Raw genomic sequence first — 24,943 nt, 5'->3', positions numbered from 1 at the left:
TTTTGATATATTATTAGACGTATAATTAGTGGCTGGTGAATTAGGCAACATTCCGGCTACCTGAAACGTGAATTTGATAGTGAATTAAGATGGATTCCTGCTTATATTTTACAAAAATCAAAATTGGTCCATTAAAAAGCCTTAGTAGCATCTTTAGATTGGCTAGATTGATCGCAATATCAATCGTCACTGCGATGCTGGCTACCGTTTTAGTCCGCACCAATGAAAGGCCCAAAGGGCCTTTCATGAAGGCAAAACCGCGTTCAATTTTCCCGCGCCGCTTCTCTGCGTCACGATCAACTTGCCGCTGCTTAGCATCCATCTTTTTAGGCTTACGTCCTAAACGTGGTCCCGACAACCTAATGCCTAGTCGTTGACAGAGCTGACGATTCTCGCGGGTACGATAAAGTGTGTCAGCTAAGATTTCATCGGGATAATAACCATGCACGTCGAAATAATGATCGATGGTTGTTGCTAAATCTTGGCTTTCATTGAACGCCTTAAAATCAAATCGTTCGATATCGATCATGCCATCGGCAATTGAAGCATCAATCTTGGGACCAAATTCGGTTCGTTGTTTGGCTTTACCACGGTTAATCGGGCGAATCCACGGTTGTGCCAAGCTAACAATCCGTCCTGGGACCCGATGGGTCCGATTTTCATACATGAACATTTGCTGGTCAAAAAGTTCACGAATCACAGCCAATCGTTTGGTTTGCCTTTCGTTAAGAGAGGCACCGTGGGCCAACAGCACATCGATATAACGTAGATCACGTCGGACATACTGGAGCTGTACTTTGATCTGCTTGCGTGTTTCCTTAGCCCAACGCCGCGGTTTTCTAGCAAAAGCGGTCCACTTAGCTTTTGCTTCACGTTTGTAGGTTCGTGGAGGCTTGATTTGCAACTGATGAGCCATGTCTAATAACATTTCTTCTAGATTGAGCCGAGCTTGATTTAGCAGCGAAGTATCTTGTGGAAAACGAATTTCAATTGGCACCGCAGTAGCGTCTGTGATCAAGACACGGAGCTCATCATCTGGCAATAAGCTTTGGATTTTTTCGCGCAAGGTATCACTGATGATATTTCGCACTAGTTCCGTTATTTGACCCATGCGTCGTCTAAAATAAACCAAGGTTGAGTGGTTGAACGGCAGGTCGGTTGTGTAGGTGTCTAGCCCGATAAAGTACTGGTAAGCCGGGGTATCACGAATAGCGGTAACGACCGAACGGTCGGTTAGATGTTCTGCTTGCTTGATCAAACTGGCACCGTAAAGCAGACGAAAGGGTTTAGCAGCGCGCCCACCCATCTCAGTAAAAAGAAGTTGATAGGCTTCATCGAGCTGTTGCCACGGGAGCATGTCGGCTAATTGAACCCACTCATTGTCGGAAGAAAGTGGCACACCAAGGCCGTTGTTAAAGGATTGAAATGACAATTGGGTAGCACGATGTCGATAAGCCATGATGGTTTCCTCCAGGAAAAATAAAAAGTGCAAAGAAAACAGGCGTTAGCCCATGTTTACTTTGCACTAATTATAATCTTTACTATTCTTTGATGCCAATAAAGCTTGCAGTTATGCTGCTTTCACCAGCCACTAATTATGAGAGTATTTTTTGGACAGCTTAGGGGGAGAAACAATGGGAAAAGTTCGTAAAGCAATTATTCCAGCAGCGGGTTTAGGGACCCGCTTCTTACCAGCAACTAAAGCTCTAGCTAGTGGCTGGTGAATAATTTGTCCAAGTTATCTGTAACAGCTCCTTAACCCGTTATCGTTGTATAATAGATGCATAGGAATTCCCGGTATTCCGTCAATCCCCATGCACTTTACACAACCCTATCGGAGGCGTTATCCATGGTTTATCGTCAAACAGTCACGCAACTCTCAATTGAATCCTTTGGTACTGCACTGAGCACACCGCTCAGTGCAGACAACGAGTGGGTTCAGCTTGCGGATCAAATGCCATGGCAGAAGTTAAGCGAGGCATACCAATTGGCTTTTCCTTCGAAGCTTGGCCGTGCTGGTAAACCATTTCGCCTGTTGTATGGTGCTCAGTTGATCAAGCAACGAACTGGTTTGTCTGATCGAGACGTTGTCGAAGCGATTCGTGACACCCCGGCTTATCAATACTTCATTGGTATCCCTCAGTATCAACTTAAAGTCCCATTCGATCACACGGCGCTGGCGTACTTTCGCCGGCGGATCGCGCCGATTTCTGAATTGATCCGCAATATCATGACCGATACGGTTCGGGAACGACTTCAACGCCACTTACCAACCAAGTCGGTGATGATCACCGACGCAACTTGTACTCCGGTGAATATCAAGTTTCCCCAAGATACGCATCTACTTAGTGGCTGTTCAAAAACGCGTAGTGACTGATACTAGTGATTTTAAGACGTTACTGTCTTATAATAAATACATACAAAATGTCGGTTTTCGGACATTTCCCATGCATTTATGAAATTCACTCGGAGGTTTTATCCATGGTTTATCGTCAAAGTCCCCACCAACTCTCTTTTGAATCCTTTGGTTGCGGTCTGAGTACACCGCTCAGTCCAAATAATGAGTGGGTGCGCTTAGCCGATATTTTTCCGTGGAAAGAACTCGATGAGGCATACCAATTGGAGTTTTCCAAGAAAAGTACTGGGCGCGCGGCTAAACCATTTCGGATGCTTTATGGCGCTGGACTGATTCAGAATCGAATGAAACTAACCGATCGCGGTGTGGTCGACGCAATTCGAGATACGCCGGCTTATCAGTATTTCATCGGGCTCTCGGAATATCGTGCAGAGAAGCCCTTCGCATACACCAGCTTGTGTACCTTCCGTAAACGGATTGCGGATATCTCTGAACTGGTCAGAAACATTATCAATGATTGGCTTCGTGCCAAGATCGAAGCCTTGGTGCCATTCAAGGTTGACGTGATGATCACGGATGCCACAGCGATTCCGGTGAAGATCCGCTATCCCCAAGATACCTCGCTGCTCAATCAAGCCCGCAAGAATCTTGAAGACATGGCCATTGACATGGCGCATCAACTGAATGTCCCTAATCCACGCATGTATAAGCGTGAAGCCAAACAAGTTTGGACGGCTTTCTCACGCCATCCAAAGAGCCAAAAGCAATCCGTTCACAAGCAAGTTAAAGCGCAACTTCAATACGTCCGTCGCGACTTGCGCTACATCAATGAATTCATTGATGCAGGGGCAATCTTAACCGCCAAACAAGCAGTACGCTTGGGTGTCATCCGAATCTTGTTTGACCAACAATGGTATATGTTTGAACACAAGATTCACCATGTCGCAGACCGGATTGTTAGTCTCCAACAGCCTTATATTCGACCGATCCAGCGTGGTAAGGCGAAAGCCAAAGTTGAGTTTGGGGCCAAGATTGACGCATCGTTAAGTGAGGGCATCGTTGATATTGAGCGTTTCGAATTCAGGGCTTTCAATGAGAGTAAAGACTTTGAAGCGACCTTGGATCATTACTTCGACTTGCATGGCCATTACCCAGATGAGGTGTTGGCAGACACGCTTTATCGCAACCGCGACAATCGAAAGTTGTGTAAGGACCTAGGCATCACCCTGTGCGGACCTAAACTTGGCGCAAAGCCCAAACACATTGATGCCAAGAAACGCCGCCAGGATACGGACGCAGAGAATCGACGCGGGGCCATTGAACGCCGATTCGCCTTTCTCAAAGGGTCAGTAGGCTTGGACTTAGTCAATACCCGAACAGCTGAGTCATTGGCCGTTAAAATCGATCAGGCAATGGTATTAAGCAATGCGCTGACATTCTTGAGAGTGTTTGCTATACCAATTTTAATTTTAACCACGAACGAAGGGCAAACCTATCGTTTCCGGTACAAATTTACTACTAGCATTGAGAATATGGTGGCCTAGTTGAACAGCCACTACTTAATCAGGCGAGAACAAACCTAGAAGATGACATTAAAGTCATGGCTAAACAGCTTCAAATTGCACCACCACGGACTTACAAGCGTGAAGCTCACGCAAAGTGGACTGCCTTTTCACGCAAACCACGACGTTGGGGGAAGCTCACACAAAAGCAAATCAAAGCCCAACTTCAATACATTCGTCGCGACTTGCGCTATGTCGATGAGATGATCGACCAAGGTGCGACCTTGACCGCGGCGCGGGCTAAGCGACTTGGCGTCATTCGCTTAGTCTTTGACCAACAAGATTACATGTATCGCAACCACACGCATCGTGTCGAAAACCGGATCGTAAGCTTAAGTCAGCCGGAGATTCGTCCAATCATGCGAGGTAAATCAAAGTCCCCGGTTGAGTTTGGACCAAAGATCGATGTTTCGATCATGGATGGCGTGATTGACATTGAGCGTTTCTCTTTCAATGCCTTCAATGAAAGTGGTGACCTTGGATCGACACTTGATCACTACTACGACGTGCACGGCGAATATCCAGACGAGGTACTGTTGGACACACTGTATCGAACTCGCGAAAACATTGGGATGTGTGCCAACCTTGGTATCCGCGTGAGTGGACCGCGGCTTGGACGTAAACCAAAGCATGTGGATCCAGCACAGCGCCATCAGGATCAAGACGCAGAGAACCGCCGCGGCGAAATTGAACGCCGATTCTCGTTCGTAAAGGGGAATCTCGGATTGGATCTTGTCAAAGAGAAGACCGCAGAGACAATTGCGGTTGCCGTAGACACTGGTGTGGTCATGGCGAATTTGGAAAATCTTCTCGCAGTTTTAAGTAGACCAATTTCGATTACTGCCAAAAAGAATAAGACTGCGGTGAAGATTGATTACAAAGTTATCGTGGATTTGCCTGAAAGTTAGGGCTAATTCACCAGCCACTAACTTAGAGATCTTAAACGCGGCCCGCAAAGTCACTGGCCAACCCATTCCTGCCAAAATAGGCCCACGTCGCCCAGGTGATCCTTCTACCTTGATTGCCGCAAGTGATAAAGCCCGCACGATTTTAGGCTGGAAGCCGAAGTTTGATGATGTCGAACAAGTCATTGCCACGGCTTGGAACTGGCATCAAACCCATCCAGAAGGCTTTGGAGATAAATAGATCAACGTTGAGGTAAACTCATGGATTATTTCTTGACACATAAGTTGTATTCTCCAATTTCTGCCATTGAGAAAATGATGATTGCACGTCTGCAATTATTCAAGCAACATGGTCAGCCAGCAACATTTGTGACGCGGGATTACAATCGTAACGTGATTAACGACATCAAGAAATTTGGACTTGATCAGACAACTTATCTCAATATGTTTGATTACTTTCAAGGCGTTGATCAAGCTGGGGCGTGCGGACAAAATCCTGGACTTCGGGTATGATGTCATTATGTATTCAAAAGCAGACAAGAAAAGAGCTATCGAGCTCTACTACCAATATCATCATTCATGGAGTGCAGTAACCCGAGAATTAGGTTATCCGTCTTTGGGTGAAGACGGCATATAGCTTTACCAGGTAATGCGAAGTTTTTGACACCACTCGGCGAAAAAATTGTCCAAGGTCGGCGAAGAAATTGACCAACAATACAGAAACCTCCTGTATACTACGGGTAGCATACGTGTAAGCGCGTGCAATTCTTAAATACAGGAGGTCTTTGTAATGGCTATTCATTACCGTCAAATTCTTGAGCTTCACGCTCAAGAGCTGGTGCAGCGAGACATTGCGGCAATCACTGGGAATTCACGTCCCAAGATTTCTGAAGTTATCAAGCAAGCTGAGCTACATCAGATTAGTCCACCATTTACTGATGATGTGGATGATATTTGGTTGGAAAGCTTGTTGTTTCCTCAGAAGCAACCGATGGCAAAAGGTCGGCAGATACCCGACTTCGAAAAGATACACGAGGAATTGGCTAAGCCTAACGTCACCTTATCCCTGGTTCATTATGAATATGAGCAAGAGTGCCGACAAAATGGCACAATTCCGTATGCGTATCGAACCTTTTGCCAGTATTATCGTGCTTATGCGCAGAAATATAAGGCAACTATGCGGATCCGGCGTAAACCAGGTGAAGTGATGGAGGTCGATTGGGCGGGCTCACCTTTGCATATCGTCGATCGCGAAACTGGAGAAATCATCAAGGCATATCTGTTCATCGCTTCTTTGCCGTGTAGTGCGTACAGCTACTGTGAGGCATTTATGACTGAACAACAGGAGGCGTGGCTTACTGGACACATTCATGCGTATGAATTCTTTGGTGGTGTGACGCAATATCTGATTTCCGACAATCTCAAAACGGGTGTGACTTCGCACAAGCATAGCGAAATCATCTTGAATGAAATGTATCGAGATCTAGCCTTGCACTACGGCACAATTGTGATGCCAGCACGAGTCCGGAAGCCAAAGGATAAGCCGACTGTCGAAGGTGTTGTGGGGACAGTATCAACATGGATTATAGCAGCGCTACGAAATGAAACATTCTTTGGCCTCGAGGAATTAAATAAGGCCGTTCGCATCAAACTCAAGGAGTTCAACGAACGGCCATTCACAAAGAAATATAAACAAGGTAGTCGCCTTTCGGCGTTTCATGACGAAGAAAGCTTTGCCTTGCGACCATTACCTGTTCAAGCTTATACGATGGCCAGTTGGCGGACTGCCATCGTGCAATTAGACTACCACATCAACGTGGAAAGTCAGTTTTACTCTGTTCCTTACGAGTATATCTCATCTAAAGTGGATATCAAGGTGACGAAAGATATCGTAGAAGTTTTCTACAAAGGTAATCGAATTGCCTCCCATAAACGACTAACCGGTAAATTCGGGCAATTTTCAACCAATCACGATCATTTGCCAGCAGAACATAAACTGTTCGTCGATCATACACCTGAGAACGCATTAGCTTGGGCGGAAGAGGTTGGCATCAATACGCTTGCCGTAATGCGATATCTACTTAAATCGGCGGCAAGTGAAAAACAAGGTCTAAGTGCAGCTTTTCGATTCAAAGGCTTAGCTAGAAAATACGCAGCTATTGAAATCGAAGCCGCGTGTACGACCGTGATGAAAATTGCGACCGCACCGACGGTGTCCGTAGTTGAACGGGTTATGAAAAGTCAAAAGATTCCAGCACCAAAGACGATTAACGAACCCGACTACGGTTTTACTCGTGGTGCAGCATACTTTGGAGGAAATGACTAATGGTAAATGACGAAACTCAACGGAAGTTACGGCAGATGAAGCTTACCTCTATGGCAAATGCCTTGGAAGCACAGGAAAGCAACACAGAATATCGATCAATGAACTTTGATGATCGGTTCAAGTTACTCGTTGATGCGGCTTACGCAAGCCTTCAGTCAAATAGGCTGAATCGACTGATCAAGAGTGCAAATTTTCGGACGAATGAGCCATGTATAGCTGATATCAATTACTTGCCGGATCGTAAGTTGGATCGGAACTTGATTCAACGCCTTGCGACTGGCACGTATATTCAAGAGCACCATAACGTCATCTTAATGGGTGCTTCAGGTAACGGGAAAACATGGTTGGCGACAGCTTTGGGGATTGAGGCTTGCCATCAGTTTCATAAAGTAAAATATGTGCGTCTTCCCGAACTGATTGATGATTTGATTGTAGCGAAGCATGAGGCAAACGGTGACTTTCATAAGATTATTGAACGGTACAAGAAAGTTGAACTCTTGATCATCGATGAGTGGCTTTTGACGCCGATCAACGATGAACAAGCTCAGACTATTCTTGAGTTGATCGAATATCGAAGTCAGCGTGGTTCAACAATCTTTTGTACTCAATTCGCGCCGGAAGGCTGGCATAGTAAGCTGGGAAATCCACAGATTGCGGATGCGATCCTTGACCGAATCGTCCACGATTCTTACAAGCTCCTTATCCAAGGCGACAAATCGATGCGCGAGCGGTATGGAATCGGAGGCGAATTTGCATGATTTCAGTAGAACTGGAACAACGATTGGCGCTGTTCTATGCACATACAGACGCAATGGAAGACTGGGAAAACGTGCTTGGCGACGCACTGGTGGACATTATCTGGGAAAATAACGATAAATTGACGGATGACGAGCTTTTCGAATATGGAAAAGAAGTCATCGTGAAATACCTGGGTAAGTGCCGAGGAGACAAGCTCCCGTAAAACTGAAAGTGGCATCGCTGAAAACGCTCAGCGATGCCACTTTTGAAATTCTTGGTCAATTCTTTCGCCGAGTGGTGTCAATTTTAGCACCGAATGGGGTAAAAAAGATCGCCGAGTTGGGCAATTCGCTTCGCCGCCTTCATTTGGGCGCCTTGAAACGGTGGATCAAAGACTATGAAGAAGATGCCAAAGCGACGCTTACCGATATTCCTCGAAAACGAAAATCCAAGTACTCTGATACTCAGCGCCAGGCCGCAGTGGATCACTTTTTTGAGCACGGTCAGTTCATCACTAAGACAGTCAAGGCACTTGGATATCCCTCACGCCAACTTCTTCGCGAGTGGCTTCTTGAAGACCCGCGTTTCGATGATACGTTGCGGAGTCGTACAGTTGTGAATAAGCCCGCCGCAACTGAAGAAGTTAAGGCCAAGGCTGTTGAGGCGCTTTATAAGCGAGAGGTTCCAGCCAGAGAAATCGCAGAGGACTTCGGGGTCAGTCGTGAAACGCTTTATGGTTGGAAACGAGACGTACTTGGAGAAACCTTTCCGGCAAAGCAGGCGCCTAGTTTATCAGATGAAAGAAGTGCCGAGAAAATAGTTAACCCAGAAGTCTCAAGCCTCCAAGCTCGAATCAAAGAACTTGAGCTTCAAAATGATATCCTCCTCCAAGTGAACGCCCTTCTAAAAAAAGATCTGGGCATCGATCATCTAAATCTGACCAATCGAGAAAAGGTTCAGGTGATTGATGCCCTGCGTGACAAATACTCGCTCAATACGTTACTCAAGGCGCTTCAGCTGTCGAAGAGTAGCTACTTCTATCAACGTGACGCCATCGCTAAAGGCGATAAGTATGAGGCCATCCGTCCTCGTTTAAAAGTTATCTTTAAACAGAACTACGAGAGCTATGGATATCGCCGGATCAAGATGGAATTAGATGATGAGGGCATCCATCTTTCCGAAAAAGTGATCCGACGATTGATGAGTGAGGAAGGTCTGGAAGTCACCGTTACCCGGTGTCGCAAATACAGCTCGTATGCAGGAGAAATCACGCCGGCAGTCCCCAATATTCTTGATCGAGACTTTCAAGCTGAGGCTCCCAACCAGAAGCTCGTTACGGACATTACGGAGTTTTCTATCCAGGCGGGGAAGGTATACTTGTCTCCGCTAATTGATTGCTTTGACGGCCAAATCACGAGTTGGACAATTGGCACCAGTCCTAACGCCGAACTGGTTAACACAATGCTTAGCGCTGCGGCAGAGACTTTTGCGTCCGACGAAAAACCTATTGTGCACTCAGATCGAGGTGCCCATTACCGGTGGCCAGGTTGGATTGAGTTAATGGATGGATTCGGCTTCACACGTTCTATGTCGAAGAAAGCAAGTACCCCAGATAATGCTCAAGCAGAGAGCTTCTTTGGTCATCTAAAGACTGAGTTCTTTTACAACAGAAGTTGGCTAGGAAAATCTATTGATGATTTCACCAAAGAACTCGACCTGTATATCGAGTGGTATAACACCAAGCGAAGAAAAAAAGTTTTAGGAGGAAAGAGCCCGCAAGAATACCGTCAGAGCAAGGCTGCCTGAGGTTGAAAGTCCAGAAAAACGTCCGCACGCCCTTGCTATCAATATTAATAGTAGGTGTACGAAATTGCTTGCTAGTGCTATTGATAGCAATTGTTTAGAAACGTTGTACTGTCGGTGTCGGATAGGCAATAGGTTGTGAGGAATCGATGCTATTAATAGCATCGTAGCTATCAATGATTTGTCGAAGTTGTGGTGTTGACGGGCATGTGTTGGGACGGGTGTATTCGCCGGTAGCCCGCGTCTTCCCCAATCATCAACCTAGTGTCGGTTGCCAGCCACTGTCGGCGCCCTCCCAAGAGCCGACGAAGTGTGACCACGAAGGTGAGTACTCCTAGACGCGTGTCTGAAAGGCGATGGTGCGTAGCGACGAGGTCTGTACACGGGCGCTTCTGCCAAGATGGCGACAACACGGTAGAAAAAGTCTTTTGCCGTAGCTTGCTTGTCTTGGATAACAGATAATGCGAGAACAGAACGATGCGCGATTGACAGCCCACCGTTGCGGCCACGGCGAGTGTGCAAGACAATTTCTCCTGCCGCTTGCATTAGCCTGAGGAGTTTGGCTAATGATCGAGAGGGGATACTAAGCGCATCAGAGATGCATGCTTGCGTCGTTTGAAGGAACGGCGTTTTTGTAGAAGTCTTACGCATCAAGAAGGCTGTAAAATCAGCCTTCCACTCGGACAGAAAACTATTTTTGCGCGACGCGCGCGGTTGCTTGGTTTTTACCCAATTAGGGTTTCCAAATAGCTCTTTTGCCGTCAGGGTTGAAGAGACCCATTGTTGGAGTAAGGGAATAACAAAAGCACGACTTGCAGCCTGATACGTTCCGGAGTAAGCACTGCGAATCGTCTTTTTGAGTTCGTTAGTCGAGATCGGGAGATGGAGGCGAAGGTTGAAGCGGTTGAGGATATCGAAACAGCTATCATGACTCAATTCCGAGGCGTAGCAGGCCAAGGCTAGTGTGAAGATGGCGTTATTTCGCCCATATAGGCCCTTAGCGCCAAGGATATCTGATTGATTGAGAAGCAAGGAAAACCAAGGCTCGTCTACTTGGCGGTGTGGATGCCTGCGACGAACAGTGTTTGTCTTAAAATGGCAGGGTTCGTCCGTTTGCTTGAGGGACCAAGCTAGCCACTTGCTGAATGGATATTGATAGTTTGAATCGAAGAATTCAACGTTATCGGTACGTGGAATGCGTGTGATACCAAAGTGATTGCAGGTCATATCTACGGGAAAATTCTGGGCGAAGTATTGGCGAAGTGATTGTGATATCTTCTTCGCAACAGCAACAACCCGGAAATTAGAGTGAGACGTGACGTATGCTGGTTCACTGAGGATGAAGAACATCTGGTATCCACGCGTAGTCTTTAAGATCAAGGTGGGCATTAGCCCTAACGTCAGGGATTCTAGAAGGAGATCGTTGGAATTGAACGGCTCTGTCCCTGGTGCAATATCGATATCTACGGTGAAGGCATTGATTTGCTTGAGGTTTGACTCCGTGTGGCCTTGAGTAATGTGATGAACCTTATCCGTGTAAGTACCATAGCAATAAACGTTTGGTGTCCAGTGAGTGTATTCGTCAGGAGACTGAATCAACGCTTCCAGAGAAGTGATCACGACACCTTGACCGAGCGTCATTTTAGGCTTACTGCGCCATGTAAAGATTGCACCTTTGGTTGCTTCGATTGGTGGTTGCGGGTGAGTGTGGCTGTTTTTGAATTTATTGTTGCGAAGGCCACTATGCAATATGGTGGCCTCGATGGTTTCAAGTGTCGGCTTCATGACGTGACCTCCTCCTCAAGTGATAGACGACAAGGCGTCGTGGAGGTGGCCTCTCCCAAATGAAGACTTGTATGTGGATTGTAAAGCTGGATACAAATATTAGTAATGCTGTGTTTTGCAGACTTGATCTCTCTCTCGTTCTCAAGACATTCCCTCCGTATTATATGGAAGCTTTTGGTGAGGAGAATGTTATTTGAACCAATATCTGAGTTGGGCGAATTGGGCACGCACCATTCAAAAGACGTGAGTTTCTTCGTTGTAGTTTTCTTACGTTCTCTGAAATTGGTCCGATTTTGGGCCGATGATGCGTGATTCATTGATATTGATTCAAACTCATTGAAATTCGCTTGGGAGTAAATGCTGAGAGGACAATACTTTGAGGTTGATTGAAACCAATCGATGTTATGGAATTCAAAGTACGGTCTGAAGAAGGCTCGTAAAGCTTCACAATTCTCCAAGCGTTAATCATTCGATCAACATTTGGCGTTTCAACACTTTCCTGGTTTTCGGGAAGGTGTTTTTTGTTGCGACGGATTTACAATTCAAGTGCAACAAATTAGTCAAATAGAAAAGACTCATAGCCTGAGTCCTTGTAAAATGGAATCACCACAAGACCAACTACAAGGAGAACTCGACTATGAGTCCGTACACCCATCTTACCTTAAAAGACCGTGAATCGATACTGCTTGGTATCTCTACAGGCAAAACTCTTGATACCATCGCCAAAGAGATAGGTCGTTCCAAGAGTACAGTCAGCCGTGAAATTGCACGTAACGGCGGCTGGCGGAACTATTCGGCAGCCACCGCTCAGGACCGCTACCGGCGGGTTCGCTTGGCTAGCAGGCGTCCTCGGATCCTCGATCGACCGGGGACTCGTGACGCTGTCATTCGATATATCACGGTGCTACATTGGTCGCCTGAGCAGATTGCCGGTCGCTTGTCACTAGAAGGCAGTCCTATTCGCATCAGCTATTCGACTATCTACAGAGGTATCTACCTAGATAATCTCGGTGTTCCATTGAAGAGCCATGGTGCTCGCGGGCTACCAAGGCTGCTTCGACACCGAGGCAAGACGCGCAAAATCAAAGGCACCATAAATGAACGCCGGGGGCGCTTCAATGACGTGCCATCAATTCACGACCGACCCCGGTCGGCAGAAAATCGCAGCTGGTTTGGTCACTGGGAAGGCGATACAGTACGCGGTAAAACAGGACACTCTGCATTAGTAACATTAGTTGACCGTAAATCACGCTATCTGCTTTCGAAGCGAACGGCCAACGCAAAAGCTGACACTGTTAGAGACGTCATGATTGAGCTGCTTGGTGCCTTACCAGCTAACCGAGTAAGAACAGTGACTCCTGACCGTGGAAGGGAGTTTGCCCGGTACAGGGAGCTGGCAGAACGTCTGAATACAAAGGTCTTCTTTCCTGACCCACACGCGCCTCAACAACGAGGAACTAACGAAAACACCAACGGACTGATTAGAGAATACTTTCCCAAGAACACAGACCTAGACCTTCAGAGCGACCAGGAAATTGAGACTTACATTGAACAACTGAATAATCGACCACGCAAGGTCTTAGGCTGGAAGACGCCATCAGAAGTCTTCATGGGTAAAAAGTTGCACTTGAGTTGACAATTCGTCGCGCTGAAAATAGTCAGCTGATTTTGAAATTAAAAAACGCATGTGATCATCTAGTCTGAACTAGTCTGTTCACATGCGTTTTTATTTAATGTGGGATTAAAATTAGTTACCTGTTTTTTCAATTCGATACTGCCTAGCAAACTGCTGCTTAGAGACGACGCGGTGATTTGTGACGTCCAAATAGTCACCTAGATAGCCAATTGTCACGACCCCAAACTGAACGCCTTGAACGCGAAAAACACTGGCTTTCTCATGCTGTAAGCTTTCGATCATTGGCGGGAACAAACCGGCCATTAAAATACGAAGTCGGTCATCCAACCAAACAAGGTAGTTCTTTTCAAAAGCTTCTTTGACCCAGTCAGGGAATTCGTTGTTTTTACTAATTTCCCAAACTTCTGCGGATTGATCTTTATAAGTCGCTTTCATCAGTATTCTCACATTCGGATTGTCGGATTTATTTGTTTAAATAGTTGTGCGATTTTGAGGTTCCATTTGTGGAAGGAAGAATGACTGTGCTGTTTGTTAAATGAAAAAGCTCATGCTAGGCTAGTACTCATCACCTAGATTGCAATAATAAAGTTACCACCTAGAAAGAGGCTTGCTCACTGCTTGAACTGGGGTTTGCCAACGGAGACATTTTCTAGGTTTGTTATTGATAAGCGCTGTGGCTTGTTGAATATCGGTCTCTGAAACCTGATCAAACTGTGTTCCCTTCGGGAAATAGTAGCGAAGTTCTCGATTGAACCGTTCATTTGTGCCCCGTTCATTCGGGTGATAGGCGTGGCAAAAGTAAACCGGTATCCGATAGCGCTTTGTAAGCGCCTGATCGCAGGAAAACTCTTTACCGTGATCAACCGTCACTGATCGAACCGGACCCGGAAAGTCCACCATCAGTCTTGCAAATCCCTTGAGAACAGCATTTTGTGATAAGTTTTCAAGCTTAGTTGTCGCCATTAAACGTGTCACCCGATCGACAATGGTCAAAACAGCAGCCTTTGACCCGCGACCACCGCGAACTGTATCCATCTCTAAATGTCCTTTTTCGGTTCGCCGATTAGCTGACTCACTGCGAATCTCAATTGAGGTGCCTACTGCTTGGTTATAGCGCGACCGAAGGTCTTGTCTTCTTTTATGACGTTTACCGTGATCAAAGAGTTGGCTTGGCTGAAAATCGACTTGTCTTTGATAAATCCAGTGGTAAATCGTGTGTGGCGCACAGTGAACGGCATAACCGACCATTTCAGGGGACCAACCTAGGTTTAGCTTCTCAGTTACCATCCGCTTCAACTTAGGCGTTAAAATCGAGTGCCGACCACAACGATGCCGACAAGTATCGGCATGATCCTGAGCTATAATGACGCAGTAATCACCTTCAGGGCAACGGTGAAGCTCATGCCTAATAGAAATACGAGAGCGGCCTAAGGTCGCGGCGATGTATTGAATCGTGTGGTGTTGCATCAGTTCTATCTGAGATCGTTCAATTAAGGTTATAATGGCCATGGGACCTGTCCTTCTCTCTAGACGGTATGTTATGCAAACACCATTTTAGCAAGAACGGACAGGTCTTTTTTCACATTTTCTGGGTGGTAACTTTAATTATGCAATCTAGGAAAATACTTCCATCATGGTATTTTTTGTTCTGATATACTGAACGCAACACAGAAAAGGATAATGAACGGTGGTACCAGATCAGAGAGGTGGTGGTGCGTATGGGGAAACCTATCAGCCACACATTGATGAGAAAGGTACATTCACTTGTCTGTGGTCGCTGCATTAACGACGATCACGGCCTGCGTGGTTTCGTGCATGATACTGGTGGTCGCCCTAACAAGGTTGATCAGGGCCAGTACCAAACTGCTACTAGCAGTGGACGAATTCCGCAAGGCGCTCGGACAACTCCGAGAAAAATAGGCAAACTAAAAGCCGCGTTTCCTTTGAGCGGATCTCGCGGCTTTTAGTTGCCTGTTCCAACAGCCATCGTTCATTAGATGGTTCTGTGAGGGCATTTCTGCCCGACCGCCGCGCTGGTACGCGGCGGTTTTTTCTGCTTCAAGTATAGCATGGCTTGCGAACGTTTTTCCAGTAGTTAGTTTTTTACTCGAAAATTTGGAAGTAACATTTAAACCAAATAGCATTTATCATCAAAAAATTAAAGCGAGAGTTATAAAATGTAAGAGCTTTGATATTAATAATGCAATTAATTTATGCCAAGAAATATTTTAGGCATAATAAGCCGATAATATTCACTTTCTATCGAGTGATTTTATTTGACGGCGCAAACAACGTTCTGTAATCTACTAAAGTACACATGTCAGGAGTTATTCTTTTAAAGACTAAGGAGGAAGCACGATGAAGCTGAGCAAAAACGGACAAATGTCTTTATTGACACTAACATTGAGGACACATGGATTTGAACGAAAGAAGGAGCTTCATGGCGCTTATCGAGGTAGACCATGTTACGAAACAATACGTTAAAGTAGCAAAAATTCCTCAATTTTCAAGTCAAGTGCAACGATGATAACGAATTCTTGATAGTGGTCTAGGCTGTTACGCCATGCATCGGTAGTAATCGCATGGGCGAAGATAGTTCAGAATACGTCTGGGACGATGGTTCAGTGCGGATTGGACTGCTTGAATTTCAACCAGGGTAACTGCTCTGAGAGACTTCCCTTTCGGGAAGAATTCCCTAAGCAGTCCATTGGCGTTCTCGTTTGTGCCACGCTCCCAAGGCGAGTACGGATGTGCGAAGTAAATCTGGGTTCCAACAATCTCTGATAACTTGGCAAACTCGGAACCATTGTCAAAAGTGATACTCTCAAATTCCTTGGCCCCGTAGTCGTCGATCGTGTCCTGCAAGGCTTTAAGGCAGGTGCCCGCATGATAGTCAGGAATCTTGACGATGATCTCAGTCCGGCTGTACCGTTCTGTGAGCGTCATTAATGCTGGCTCATCAGCTAAGCGAATACCTTTGACCAAGTCGCCTTCCCAATGTCCCACGCCTGTGCGGTCATTCACGGCCGCAGGACGCAACTCGATTGAGTCGCCGTATATCTTCTTATTCTTGCGCTTGTGGGCGTTCTTATAGCCTTTGATGCGGCGTCGGAGCTTCTTGGGAAGTGTCATGTTGTCTAGCTCAAGCAGCCCGGCGTCGATGTAGCGATACACAGTTGTCGTTGAAGGGCAAGCCTTGCCCTGGTCGCGATAGAAGTGTACGAAGCTATCAACGCTGTGTACGCGCGGCTTACGAGTAAGCTCCCTGGCGAGAGCCTTGAAGAACGCACGGCCGGTCTTAAGAAAGGCGTAGTGACCGGTTCTATCGCGTTTACGGTCGTGCATGGCTTGGGCAGTTTCCGCAAGATAGACTTGATGCGAGTGACGCTTCGAGTCGAGCTGAGTTACAGATCCACGCGTGATTTCTCGTGAGATTGTCGCTTTACTGCGATGAAGCTTCTGTGCAATCACGGTCGCGGTGTCACCAGCAGCCTGAAGGGCCTGAATTGTAGCACGGTCGCTAAAACTGAGTTGTTGGTAATGCTTGTGGGTGTTAGTCTGAGAGTGGGTCATGAAGATTCCTGCTTTCTTGTTTAGCTAGCACTAACAAGAATAGGTCTTCATGGCCTTTATGGTCTAGTCGTCAGGGTGTTGCACTTGAATTGTAAACTGGGGAAGTAGCAAAAATTGGCGTTGTTAGAAAGAAACGTACACTTTTTACGGCAGTTGATGATATTAGCTTTGCCATTGAGGCAGGTGAAAAAGTTGGCATTGTCGGCTTAAATGGTTCGGGAAAGTCAACACTCATCAAGATGATGTTGGGGATTTTGCGGGCAGATGATGGGACACTTGCTACATTTTCGGGAGATCCGACAAAATATCGGCAGCGAAATGCACAACGCATTGGCAGCGTGTTCGGGCAGCGCAGTCAGCTTAGGTGGGATCTCCCGGTTTATGATACGTTTTTATTAAACAAAGAGATTTTTCGCATTTCAAAAGAAGATTTTTTAGCGCGGGTTGAGCATTTAACATCATTATTGGACGCAAAAGACTTTTTGCAGCAACCGGTTAGAACGTTAAGCTTAGGTCAGCGGATGAAAGCGGAGGTGATGGCATCGCTGCTTCATGATCCGGAGCTGATCATTTTGGATGAGCCAACTATTGGCCTTGATGTGGTCACTAAGAATAAAATCGTTAAGTTCCTACAACAAGTCGAAGGCAAGACCTTGTTGTACACCTCGCACGATCTTGAGGATGTTGAAAAAATTTGCTCACGTATTTTAATTCTTGATCACGGAAAACTGTTGACAGACATTTCCGCACAAGCTTTAGCAAAAATCGCGACGCCATCACAGATCGAATTTTCACTCGTTGATTCAGCTAATCTGCCAGCGGCTCTTGCTGACGTTGGGGTGCAGACACTACCCAATGGCAATTTTAGAGTTGCGGGACTATCTTCTAAAGAGGTTCAAGATTTTATGAGGCGACTCATCGCGACAACCGAGCTGGCTTCTGTGACGATTGCGAATAAACGCTTAGAATATGTCATTTCATCAGGACTGACAACAGGTGGCGGCCAATGACGTTAAGACTGATGATGATTCGAATTGGTTTGAAAAGGAGTGTCGCCAATCGCTATGCGTTTGGCTTCTACTTATTTGGCAATTTAATTTCGATTGCCGTGATGTTTTTTCTGTGGCAAAGTGTTTTACGGCATCGACCAAGTGCCGTTTTTGCCGAAACGATCACTTATTTGATTTTCATGCAACTATTGACGGCTGTCTTTCCGAAAACTAGCTTTGCTATCCACGACGATATCCGTACAGGTAATATCGCCCGCCTGTTATTGCGGCCAGTGCCGTTACTGACCCATTATTTTTGGGAAAGTGTTGGTTATTCATTTGGCAAGTTGATTTTTATCGGTATCCCTGATGTCATCCTATTGGTCGCGGTGAGGCAGTCAGCGCTTGCGTGGCAGACGTTACCGTTGTTGGTGATGGCGGTCATGCTTGGATATGTCCTGTATTTTGAACTCGAGGCGATCATAGGGTTATTTTCTTTCTACACCTATAGCATTTGGGGTATCAATACGTTTAAAGCTGCTGTTTTGCTGGCCGTGTCAGGAAATGTTTTTCCAGTGAATTTTTACCCAGCAGCGGTGAAAACAATCGCACAGTTTTTGCCATTTCAATACGCGTTCGGTGCGATTGGTAAGCTGTTATCACAGCAGCGGGCTGCCGACTTTTGGCCGACATTGTTCATGCAGAGCCTCTATATTGCCACGTTATTTGGTGTCTATCACTTGCAGCTGAAAATAGCGATCCAACGTGTTGTGGTTCAGGGAGGTTAGCTGATGACGAGATATGCGCGCTTACTGTTAACCTATTTCAAAATTAATTTCAAATCATTAGCCATTTACGATTTTTATTTTTATTTTTCAATTGCTGGCATGATGATTCAAAATTTGATCAATGTTGCGGCACTTCGCTTTTTATATCTGTTAGTCCCGACGATTCAAGGCTATACGTTTATGGAACTGTTGACGACGTATGCCATTGCCAGCACCTCATTTGCAATTTTTCGCTGTTTTTTCATTAATACGCTGAATATTGCGGATTATGTGCGAAAAGGAAAGTTTGACGGCTTGTTGGTTAAACCTGTCAATCCGCTTTTTCAGTTGTTGAATGAAAGTTTTGATGAAGATGCTTGGGGTGACTTGGCGATATCCGTACTGATTTTGACCACGATTGCATTCAGCTCGCACATGCCTTTACTTATTTTCTTGCTGGTCCTGCTGATGTGCTGTGCCACTTCTTTAATCTTCTTATCCTTAACCTTACTAGGCGGGATGGTGTCGTTGTTGTCACAAGGGTTAGCAGATTTATCGGAGACAGTTTATGACTTTTTTGAATTTTCAAAATATCCGCTCTCCATTTACAATACACCGTTAAAAATGATCCTCACTTGGTTTTTGCCATTAGGTTGGGTTGCCGCTATTCCGCAATCAACGGTCATTGACGACGGCCGCTGGTATTTTGCTATTCTGGTTGTTGGCATCTCGGTTGCTTTCTTCACCCTCGTTTATCAACTATGGCGTCTTTTTCTGGTGAAATATCAAAGTACAGGCACGTAAAATGAGGCGAAAATCATTTGCGACATCCAACACCTGATGCCCTTTTTTAAATTTTGAAGTAACAGAATTGAGCTAAATGATTTAAAACTCAAATGTGCTCGCCATGTTATTGATTATGAATTCCTTTTGGTCAAGAACCATTTTAGACAAACTTCCGGTCCTTTCAGCTGATGATTCGTGCTGAAAGGGCATTTTTTTATGCTGATTAGGTCATAAACTCTTCAAATGGAGTTAAGTCAGCTTTAAGTTGCTCTCGTTAGTATGAACACCATCAACTTAAAGGAGATGGCCCTGATGCAAGAAGTCACAACACTCACGCAACGGCCAAAGCCGCGGACCAAAAGACATATCAATTGGTTCAAGGTACTGCCTTGGATCGTGCCGTTGGGATTACTGGCTGGATGGCAAGCTGCGGTCAGTTTTAACTGGCTCACGAGTTCCTTACTTCCGGCACCCTTAACGGTGATTCAAGATGGCATCACCTTGTGGCAAAGTGGCGAATTGCCCAAAAATATTGCGATTAGCCTGTATCGTGCAACAGCTGGGTTTGCGATCGGTGGCAGTATCGGATTTGTACTTGGCCTGATGAACGGTTTGGTCAGACCAATCCGAGCCTTATTAGATAGTCCGATTCAAATGCTTCGCAACATTCCGCATCTATCCTTGATTCCCTTGCTGATTATTCTGATCGGCATTGGCGAATCGACCAAAATATCGTTGGTGGCAATCGGGGTCATGTTCCCGATCTACATCAATACTTATCAAGGTATAACAACGGCCGATCCAGAATTGCTTGAAATGGGGCATGCCTATGGTCTTTCAAAGCGCGACTTGTTCACGCGAATTATTTTTCCAGGGGCTTTACCCAACATTTTGATGGGTGTGCGGTACGCGCTGGGCGTGATGTGGACCACATTGATTGTCGCAGAAACCATTTCTTCGAGTTACGGCTTAGGCTACATGGCAACGAATGCACAAGAATTTATGAGGATGGACACTGTCCTGCTTTGTATTTTGATCTACGCATTGCTCGGCAAGTTGTCCGACCTCATTGCGAAAAGTTTAGAAAAAGTCTTCCTTAGTTGGCGTCAAGGAGGTGTCGAGGCATGACTGATCCAATTATTGGTTTACGTCAGATTAAAAAAACCTATAACGATAAAACTGTCTTGCATGACATTCATCTTAATTTGTACCCAGGTGAATTCTTGGCACTGGTCGGCATGAGTGGCGGCGGCAAAAGCACCATTCTTCGCCTAATCGCAGGACTCGAGCCGCCGACTGCCGGTGACATCCAACGTCAAAATGGACTGGTCATGCGGATGATGTTTCAAAATGATCGCTTGCTGCCGTGGTTAACCAATTTGGACAACGTTTCTTTTCGATCACACGATCCCGCTATCGTGCAACAAGCTAAATCACTGTTAACAGCAGTTGGCCTTGCTGACAAAAGCGATGGTTATCCCGTGCAACTTTCAGGTGGTCAAAAGCAGCGGCTGGCGTTGGCGCGAGCGTTGTTAGCTAAGCCGCAGTTACTGTTGCTCGATGAACCACTTGGCGCATTAGATGCCTTGACGCGGCAACATATGCAGGATCTGATCCTTGATATTTTCACAAAACAGCATTTAAGCAGTTTGCTCATCACGCATGATGTTAATGAAGCTGCACGCATGGCCGATCGCATTGTGGTTGTCAAAGATGGCAAGCTGGCATACGAAACAAGCGGTGCTCGTGGTCAATCACCAGAGAAAATTGCAAACACAGCGGCGCGACTTTTGAACGCGATTGTGTCTGAGCCGGTGACAACATGAAGCAGGCGAATGACGGCGAGCGGCGCGAGCCGAAAAAAGTTAAGCATCCTTATCTATATGAAATTGATCTTATGCGTTTGATTTTTATTGCAGGGGTGCTGTTGAATCACACGACAACGGCATTTCAGCATCAAACATCCAGCGGTTTAATCAGTACTGGATTCTTAGCCACACATTTAATGATTCATTTTACGCGAATGGGTTTCATGTTTATGACCGGTTTGGTATTGACGATGGTGTATTACCGGCGTCAGCGCAATTGGCCGCTGTTTTATAAAAAACGCTTCACAACGGTCGGCGTACCTTACGTCTTGTGGAACACTTTATTGTTGGCAGGTTCAGTACTGCTTGGTGTTGGCGGCTTTACCATCGCCAACTTCTGGCCAGACTATCTCAGTGCCTTGCTACATGGCGATCAATTTTACCTCTACTACGTTTTGGTCACCTTACAATTGTATCTATTGTTTCCAGCCATGCTGTGGCTATTTAAACGGACGGCTGGTCATCATATCAGGTTAGTCGTCGCTAGCTTCGGCGTCCAAATGCTGCTAGTCATCGGCATTAAGTATGGGTTGCCACACGTCAACACAAGCGACTGGTTATGGTGGTTTAAGGCCTATGGGGTCAATGTTTTCACCTATCAGTTCTTCTTCATTAGCGGTGGACTCGTCAGCCTGCACTATGAAAAGGTCAAGCAATGGCTTCTTACCCATCAGGTGTTAATCGGCTGGGGTGCTTTGAGTCTCAGTATCGGCACCATTGGTCTCTATGTTTTTAACAAACAAGTTCTGAACTTTGGTCACAACGCTGCTGTTTCGCCGCACCAACCTTATATGTTGATTTACGATGTCGTGATGATCGCTTTTGTATTCGTATTAGGCCAGCGATACGCGGTCTGGCATACGAAGCGACCTGAACATTGGTTGGCACGACTGATCGGTCATGGTGCCCAAGTTTCTTTCGGCGTTTATCTTTGTCAAACCATTGCTATTAGCTTGTTAGGCGGCTTGTTGAGTCTCGGTGGTTTTAGCAATGGCATGTTGATCTTACTACTACCAATCGGCTATATCTTTATTCTAGCTGTTTCATTTACCATTGCTTGGCTATGCCACCGGATTGCGCCGTTTGGGTGGCTGATTGGCCGTCCGCAGTCCTTGTCAGTTTCATCGAAAGGAGTCTTGAATCATGAGCAAACTCACCGATCTGTTGTCTCAGAATCTAATAAATGAGCGTGATTACCCAATTGTGAAATCAGTCGCTGCCGATACTTGGTATACCGGGCGCGATCTTGAAGAGGACGTCGCAGCCTTGCGTGACCAGTTGAATAAACTGAAAATCGGTGCAGGGGATCAGATTCTTGTCGCTTTGCCAAACGCTCCCGTCCATCTGGCGTTAAATCAGGCGCTTTGGGAGATTGGTGCGGTTGTTCATCCGATTGCTGCCGCGACCCCGTTGCCAGAACTGAAGGCGGAATGGTCATTGTATCACTATCAGGCAGTTATTACCTTGCCTGATGTTGGCGAAAAGCTGGCAGAACCATTGGTGCCGTGCAGTCGTCTTCGTCTGCATACTATCGCAGCGCTAGCGATTTTAACTGATGCCAGTCAGCTTGCGTATCGCATAAACGCGCCGCAGAAACGGGCAAAAGAAGAGGATCTGGCTTTGATCCTCAACACTTCGGGCACAACTGGCAAGCCGAAACGCGTGGGCTTAACCCATCGCATGTTGTTGAATGCGGCCCAACACGATGCCAAAAGTCATGCTTTATCAGCTGATGATATCGCCATGGTCGTGATGCCGATGTTTCACATCAATGCGCAGGTGATTTCGGTTTTGGCTACCCGACTTTCGGGTGGCAAACTTGTCATCGCACCGAAGTTCTCCGCTAGCAAATTCTGGCCGCTCATCGCAGACAACCATGTCACGTGGGTTTCAGTTGTGCCGACAATCATATCGATTTTGCTCATGCACGAAAACGCCTTGAAAGCTTATCACCCTGACATTCATTTGCGATTCGTCCGCAGTTCCTCGTTTGCATTGCCAGAAGATAAGTTGATAGCCTTTCAGACGTATTTTCATACGCAGATTCTCGAAGGTTATGGCATGACTGAGACGGCGAGTCAGAGTACCTTAAATCCAATTAATGCACCGAAAATTGGGTCTGCCGGCAAGCCGGTGGGTACAGAACTGCGACTGATGCTGGCGGACGGTTCTTTGAGCCAGCAACCGTATGTTGAAGGTGAAATTGCTCTTCGCGGCGATCACGTCATTCACGATTACCTCGAACCGCATCCTGAATCTTTTAAAGACGATTGGTTCCTCACTGGCGATCTTGGCTATTTAGACGAAGATGGCTATCTGTTTGTCAAAGGCCGTCGTAAGGAAATGATCAATCGCGGTGGTGAAAAGGTTGCCCCGGCAAAAGTCGAAAATATCCTTAATGAGTTAGACTGGGTTGCTCAAGTAGCGGTGATTGGTTTGCCGGATGCACTTTATGGCGAAGCAGTCACGGCGGTTGTCATTCGCCAAAACGTGACCGGCGACCCAATGAAAGCCAAAGCCGCCTTGATCGATTACGCTCGCCAGCATTTGGCAGCGTATGAATGTCCAACCGATGTCGTTTTTGTCAAAGCCTTTCCGGTCAATGCAACTGGGAAAGTAATCCGACCGAAACTGCGCAAACAGCTGATGCAAGGCGGACAAGCCTATGAAGCATAAAAAACACCTTTGGTTCTTGGTGATCGGCTTAATCATGTGGCTTAGTGTTGCCGTCTATGGCTATACGCAGACCACGACGGCGGCCAGTGATCTGGAAACAGTCACGATCGGCTACCAAAAGGCCGATCCTGTCGACATTGCTCGCCAGCATGGTGAGTTAATCAAAAAAATGAAAGCAAAAGGCTATCAAGTCGTCTTCAAGGAGTTTTCTGATGGTGCTGCGCTCATGACTGCCTTGAAAAGTGGGGCGATCGACTACGCTCGCGTTGGCGATACGCCGCCAGTGACAGCAAAAGCTGCTGGCACGGATATTGCGCTGATTGCTGCTGGTGCCACCAAGGAATATGGCAGCGGTATTCTTGTTGGTAAGAACAGCCAGATCACCAATCTCAAGCAATTGAAAGGCAAGACGATCGCCTATCAAAAAGGCACTGCCGCCCAATACTTGATTATTCAGGCCTTAAAAAAGGCAGGTTTGTCCACCAATGATGTTAAATTAGTGAATATGGATCAAAGTTCAGCATCGGTCGCTTTTGCAAAAGGCAGTGTGGATGCTTGGGTCACTTGGGATCCGTATACGGCAACAGCACAAGTCAATCAAGGGGCCAAGTTGCTGACAAACGGCACCGGATTGGCAAAGAATCGTGACTTCCTGATCTCAACCCAAAATTATGCCAAAACTCACACCGCGCTGAGCAAATTGCTGACAACCTATATCAACGATGATATGACGTGGGCCAATAATCACCACACACAACTCATTGCCATGCTCAGCAAAACCTTGAAACTATCAGACGCTGTGATTCAAAAAATGGTTGAACGCCGAACTTATGCCATGGCGCTCGTTAAAGCAGATAGCAGCATTGTCGATGAAGAAAATCAAATCGCGAATACCTTTTATCAAGAAGGTGTTGTGACCGAGAAGGTGGATATGAAGACAACATTAGTCAGTGGCAGCGACTGATCAGTTGCAGCCCGGGACTTGCTGGATAAAAAGACTCCTTGAGATGAAATATCTCAGGGAGTCTTTTTTGATGGGACCATGGCATCATACAGCAATCACAATTATTTTTTTAACGGGACATTTTTCAATGCTGAGTGCTTCTGGCATTTTTCCAGCATCAATCTGTGGTCATGCATGAAAACGGTCTTGATGTACCTTTTCATTGTCTC

20 protein-coding genes and 4 pseudogenes are annotated in these 24,943 nt (G+C 46.2%); 19 read left to right on the top strand and 5 right to left on the bottom strand.

The window, feature by feature from the left end; genetic code table 11:
- Positions 1-40: 40 nt before the first annotated feature.
- The gene (locus LBPC_RS12245; protein WP_041091594.1) at positions 41-1,459 is read right to left on the bottom strand and encodes an IS5-like element ISLrh3 family transposase; all 1,419 of its coding nucleotides are present in this window, start codon (positions 1,457-1,459) and stop codon (positions 41-43) included.
- Between the two features lie 390 nt (positions 1,460-1,849).
- Between LBPC_RS12245 and LBPC_RS12240 the strand changes: the two are divergent.
- The 9 genes and pseudogenes from LBPC_RS12240 to LBPC_RS12205 form a co-directional block, all read left to right on the top strand.
- Positions 1,850-2,350 (top strand): annotated as a pseudogene (locus tag LBPC_RS12240) (transposase); the annotation flags it as partial.
- A gap of 131 nt (positions 2,351-2,481) precedes the next feature.
- Positions 2,482-3,900, top strand: coding sequence for an IS5 family transposase (locus tag LBPC_RS12235; protein ID WP_003662893.1), 1,419 nt, complete (start codon positions 2,482-2,484; stop codon positions 3,898-3,900).
- Between the two features lie 11 nt (positions 3,901-3,911).
- Positions 3,912-4,826 (top strand): annotated as a pseudogene (locus tag LBPC_RS12230) (transposase); the annotation flags it as partial.
- Positions 4,827-4,842: 16 nt separating this feature from the next.
- A pseudogene (locus tag LBPC_RS16585) lies at positions 4,843-5,064 on the top strand (UDP-glucose 4-epimerase GalE); the annotation flags it as partial.
- 20 nt (positions 5,065-5,084) lie between these two features.
- Entirely contained in the window at positions 5,085-5,336 is a 252-nt protein-coding gene (locus tag LBPC_RS12225; protein ID WP_003663150.1) for a hypothetical protein, read from the top strand.
- 277 nt (positions 5,337-5,613) lie between these two features.
- The gene (gene istA, locus LBPC_RS12220) at positions 5,614-7,149 is read left to right on the top strand and encodes an IS21 family transposase (protein ID WP_003663190.1); all 1,536 of its coding nucleotides are present in this window, start codon (positions 5,614-5,616) and stop codon (positions 7,147-7,149) included.
- Positions 7,149-7,907, top strand: coding sequence for an IS21-like element helper ATPase IstB (gene istB, locus LBPC_RS12215; protein WP_003663191.1), 759 nt, complete (start codon positions 7,149-7,151; stop codon positions 7,905-7,907). Before istA ends, istB begins: the two co-directional genes overlap by 1 nt.
- Positions 7,904-8,110, top strand: coding sequence for a hypothetical protein (locus LBPC_RS12210; RefSeq protein ID WP_003663192.1), 207 nt, complete (start codon positions 7,904-7,906; stop codon positions 8,108-8,110). Before istB ends, LBPC_RS12210 begins: the two co-directional genes overlap by 4 nt.
- 143 nt (positions 8,111-8,253) lie before the next feature.
- Positions 8,254-9,693: pseudogene (locus LBPC_RS12205) on the top strand (IS3 family transposase); the annotation flags it as partial.
- Positions 9,694-9,951: 258 nt separating this feature from the next.
- On the opposite strand, the gene LBPC_RS12200 reads toward LBPC_RS12205, so the two are convergent.
- Entirely contained in the window at positions 9,952-11,475 is a 1,524-nt protein-coding gene (locus LBPC_RS12200) for a primase C-terminal domain-containing protein (RefSeq protein ID WP_003663152.1), read from the bottom strand.
- A 637-nt stretch (positions 11,476-12,112) separates the two neighbouring features.
- Here LBPC_RS12200 and LBPC_RS12195 point away from each other — a divergent pair.
- On the top strand, positions 12,113-13,111 hold the full coding sequence (locus LBPC_RS12195) for an IS30 family transposase (RefSeq protein WP_016377049.1): 999 nt from the start codon (positions 12,113-12,115) through the stop codon (positions 13,109-13,111).
- A gap of 111 nt (positions 13,112-13,222) precedes the next feature.
- On the opposite strand, the gene LBPC_RS12190 is transcribed toward LBPC_RS12195, so the two are convergent.
- Positions 13,223-13,546 carry a hypothetical protein gene (locus LBPC_RS12190; RefSeq protein ID WP_003567474.1) on the bottom strand — a complete coding sequence of 108 codons (324 nt, stop codon included), beginning with the start codon at positions 13,544-13,546 and terminating at the stop codon, positions 13,223-13,225.
- Positions 13,547-13,699: 153 nt separating this feature from the next.
- The gene (locus LBPC_RS12185; protein WP_144340480.1) at positions 13,700-14,620 is read right to left on the bottom strand and encodes an IS30 family transposase; all 921 of its coding nucleotides are present in this window, start codon (positions 14,618-14,620) and stop codon (positions 13,700-13,702) included.
- A 209-nt stretch (positions 14,621-14,829) separates the two neighbouring features.
- Here LBPC_RS12185 and LBPC_RS17465 point away from each other — a divergent pair, with 209 nt between their 5' ends.
- The gene (locus LBPC_RS17465) at positions 14,830-15,078 is read left to right on the top strand and encodes a hypothetical protein (protein ID WP_016383783.1); all 249 of its coding nucleotides are present in this window, start codon (positions 14,830-14,832) and stop codon (positions 15,076-15,078) included.
- Positions 15,079-15,667: 589 nt separating this feature from the next.
- On the opposite strand, the gene LBPC_RS12175 is transcribed toward LBPC_RS17465, so the two are convergent.
- Positions 15,668-16,684, bottom strand: a complete 1,017-nt coding sequence (locus tag LBPC_RS12175; protein ID WP_019728331.1) for an IS30 family transposase — start codon at positions 16,682-16,684, stop codon at positions 15,668-15,670.
- Positions 16,685-16,797: 113 nt separating this feature from the next.
- On the opposite strand from LBPC_RS12175, the gene LBPC_RS12170 reads away from it, so the two are divergent.
- From LBPC_RS12170 to LBPC_RS12135, 8 genes are all read left to right on the top strand, one after another.
- Positions 16,798-17,694: an ABC transporter ATP-binding protein gene (locus LBPC_RS12170; RefSeq protein ID WP_060473860.1), complete on the top strand. Its 897-nt coding sequence runs from the start codon at positions 16,798-16,800 to the stop codon at positions 17,692-17,694.
- A complete protein-coding gene (locus LBPC_RS12165; protein WP_003661686.1) occupies positions 17,691-18,461 on the top strand; it encodes an ABC transporter permease in 771 nt (256 codons plus the stop codon). The genes LBPC_RS12170 and LBPC_RS12165 overlap by 4 nt, the downstream gene beginning before the upstream one ends.
- A 3-nt stretch (positions 18,462-18,464) precedes the next feature.
- Positions 18,465-19,244 (top strand): ABC transporter permease, encoded by a 780-nt coding sequence (locus tag LBPC_RS12160; protein WP_003661688.1) that lies wholly within the window; start codon positions 18,465-18,467, stop codon positions 19,242-19,244.
- A 294-nt stretch (positions 19,245-19,538) separates the two neighbouring features.
- Positions 19,539-20,354, top strand: coding sequence for an ABC transporter permease subunit (locus tag LBPC_RS12155; RefSeq protein WP_016383785.1), 816 nt, complete (start codon positions 19,539-19,541; stop codon positions 20,352-20,354).
- Positions 20,351-21,052, top strand: coding sequence for an ABC transporter ATP-binding protein (locus LBPC_RS12150; RefSeq protein WP_003661692.1), 702 nt, complete (start codon positions 20,351-20,353; stop codon positions 21,050-21,052). Before LBPC_RS12155 ends, LBPC_RS12150 begins: the two co-directional genes overlap by 4 nt.
- Positions 21,049-22,281 (top strand): acyltransferase, encoded by a 1,233-nt coding sequence (locus LBPC_RS12145; protein WP_003661693.1) that lies wholly within the window; start codon positions 21,049-21,051, stop codon positions 22,279-22,281. The genes LBPC_RS12150 and LBPC_RS12145 overlap by 4 nt, the downstream gene beginning before the upstream one ends.
- Entirely contained in the window at positions 22,238-23,770 is a 1,533-nt protein-coding gene (locus tag LBPC_RS12140) for an AMP-binding protein (protein ID WP_003661694.1), read from the top strand. Before LBPC_RS12145 ends, LBPC_RS12140 begins: the two co-directional genes overlap by 44 nt.
- Positions 23,760-24,734 carry an aliphatic sulfonate ABC transporter substrate-binding protein gene (locus tag LBPC_RS12135; RefSeq protein WP_003567455.1) on the top strand — a complete coding sequence of 325 codons (975 nt, stop codon included), beginning with the start codon at positions 23,760-23,762 and terminating at the stop codon, positions 24,732-24,734. The genes LBPC_RS12140 and LBPC_RS12135 overlap by 11 nt, the downstream gene beginning before the upstream one ends.
- Positions 24,735-24,943: the final 209 nt, after the last annotated feature.

This window comes from Lacticaseibacillus paracasei subsp. paracasei (genome assembly GCF_000829035.1).
Classification (GTDB): Bacteria; Bacillota; Bacilli; order Lactobacillales; family Lactobacillaceae; genus Lacticaseibacillus; species Lacticaseibacillus paracasei.
This window is presented reverse-complemented; position numbering and strand designations above follow the sequence as displayed.

Excerpts from the sequence above, each read along its gene's own strand:
- istB (WP_003663191.1), top strand. The coding sequence starts at position 7,149 with ATGGTAAATGACGAAACTCAACGGAAGTTACGGCAGATGAAGCTTACC.
- LBPC_RS12195 (WP_016377049.1), top strand. The coding sequence starts at position 12,113 with ATGAGTCCGTACACCCATCTTACCTTAAAAGACCGTGAATCGATACTG.
- LBPC_RS12135 (WP_003567455.1), top strand. The coding sequence starts at position 23,760 with ATGAAGCATAAAAAACACCTTTGGTTCTTGGTGATCGGCTTAATCATG.
- LBPC_RS12145 (WP_003661693.1), top strand. The coding sequence starts at position 21,049 with ATGAAGCAGGCGAATGACGGCGAGCGGCGCGAGCCGAAAAAAGTTAAG.
- LBPC_RS12225 (WP_003663150.1), top strand. The coding sequence starts at position 5,085 with ATGGATTATTTCTTGACACATAAGTTGTATTCTCCAATTTCTGCCATT.
- LBPC_RS12185 (WP_144340480.1), bottom strand. The coding sequence starts at position 14,620 with ATGGCCATTATAACCTTAATTGAACGATCTCAGATAGAACTGATGCAA.
- LBPC_RS12245 (WP_041091594.1), bottom strand. The coding sequence starts at position 1,459 with ATGGCTTATCGACATCGTGCTACCCAATTGTCATTTCAATCCTTTAAC.
- LBPC_RS12155 (WP_016383785.1), top strand. The coding sequence starts at position 19,539 with ATGCAAGAAGTCACAACACTCACGCAACGGCCAAAGCCGCGGACCAAA.
- LBPC_RS12190 (WP_003567474.1), bottom strand. The coding sequence starts at position 13,546 with ATGAAAGCGACTTATAAAGATCAATCCGCAGAAGTTTGGGAAATTAGT.
- LBPC_RS12200 (WP_003663152.1), bottom strand. The coding sequence starts at position 11,475 with ATGAAGCCGACACTTGAAACCATCGAGGCCACCATATTGCATAGTGGC.
- LBPC_RS12235 (WP_003662893.1), top strand. The coding sequence starts at position 2,482 with ATGGTTTATCGTCAAAGTCCCCACCAACTCTCTTTTGAATCCTTTGGT.
- LBPC_RS12210 (WP_003663192.1), top strand. The coding sequence starts at position 7,904 with ATGATTTCAGTAGAACTGGAACAACGATTGGCGCTGTTCTATGCACAT.
- LBPC_RS12160 (WP_003661688.1), top strand. The coding sequence starts at position 18,465 with ATGACGAGATATGCGCGCTTACTGTTAACCTATTTCAAAATTAATTTC.
- istA (WP_003663190.1), top strand. The coding sequence starts at position 5,614 with ATGGCTATTCATTACCGTCAAATTCTTGAGCTTCACGCTCAAGAGCTG.
- LBPC_RS17465 (WP_016383783.1), top strand. The coding sequence starts at position 14,830 with ATGGGGAAACCTATCAGCCACACATTGATGAGAAAGGTACATTCACTT.
- LBPC_RS12175 (WP_019728331.1), bottom strand. The coding sequence starts at position 16,684 with ATGACCCACTCTCAGACTAACACCCACAAGCATTACCAACAACTCAGT.
- LBPC_RS12150 (WP_003661692.1), top strand. The coding sequence starts at position 20,351 with ATGACTGATCCAATTATTGGTTTACGTCAGATTAAAAAAACCTATAAC.
- LBPC_RS12140 (WP_003661694.1), top strand. The coding sequence starts at position 22,238 with ATGAGCAAACTCACCGATCTGTTGTCTCAGAATCTAATAAATGAGCGT.
- LBPC_RS12165 (WP_003661686.1), top strand. The coding sequence starts at position 17,691 with ATGACGTTAAGACTGATGATGATTCGAATTGGTTTGAAAAGGAGTGTC.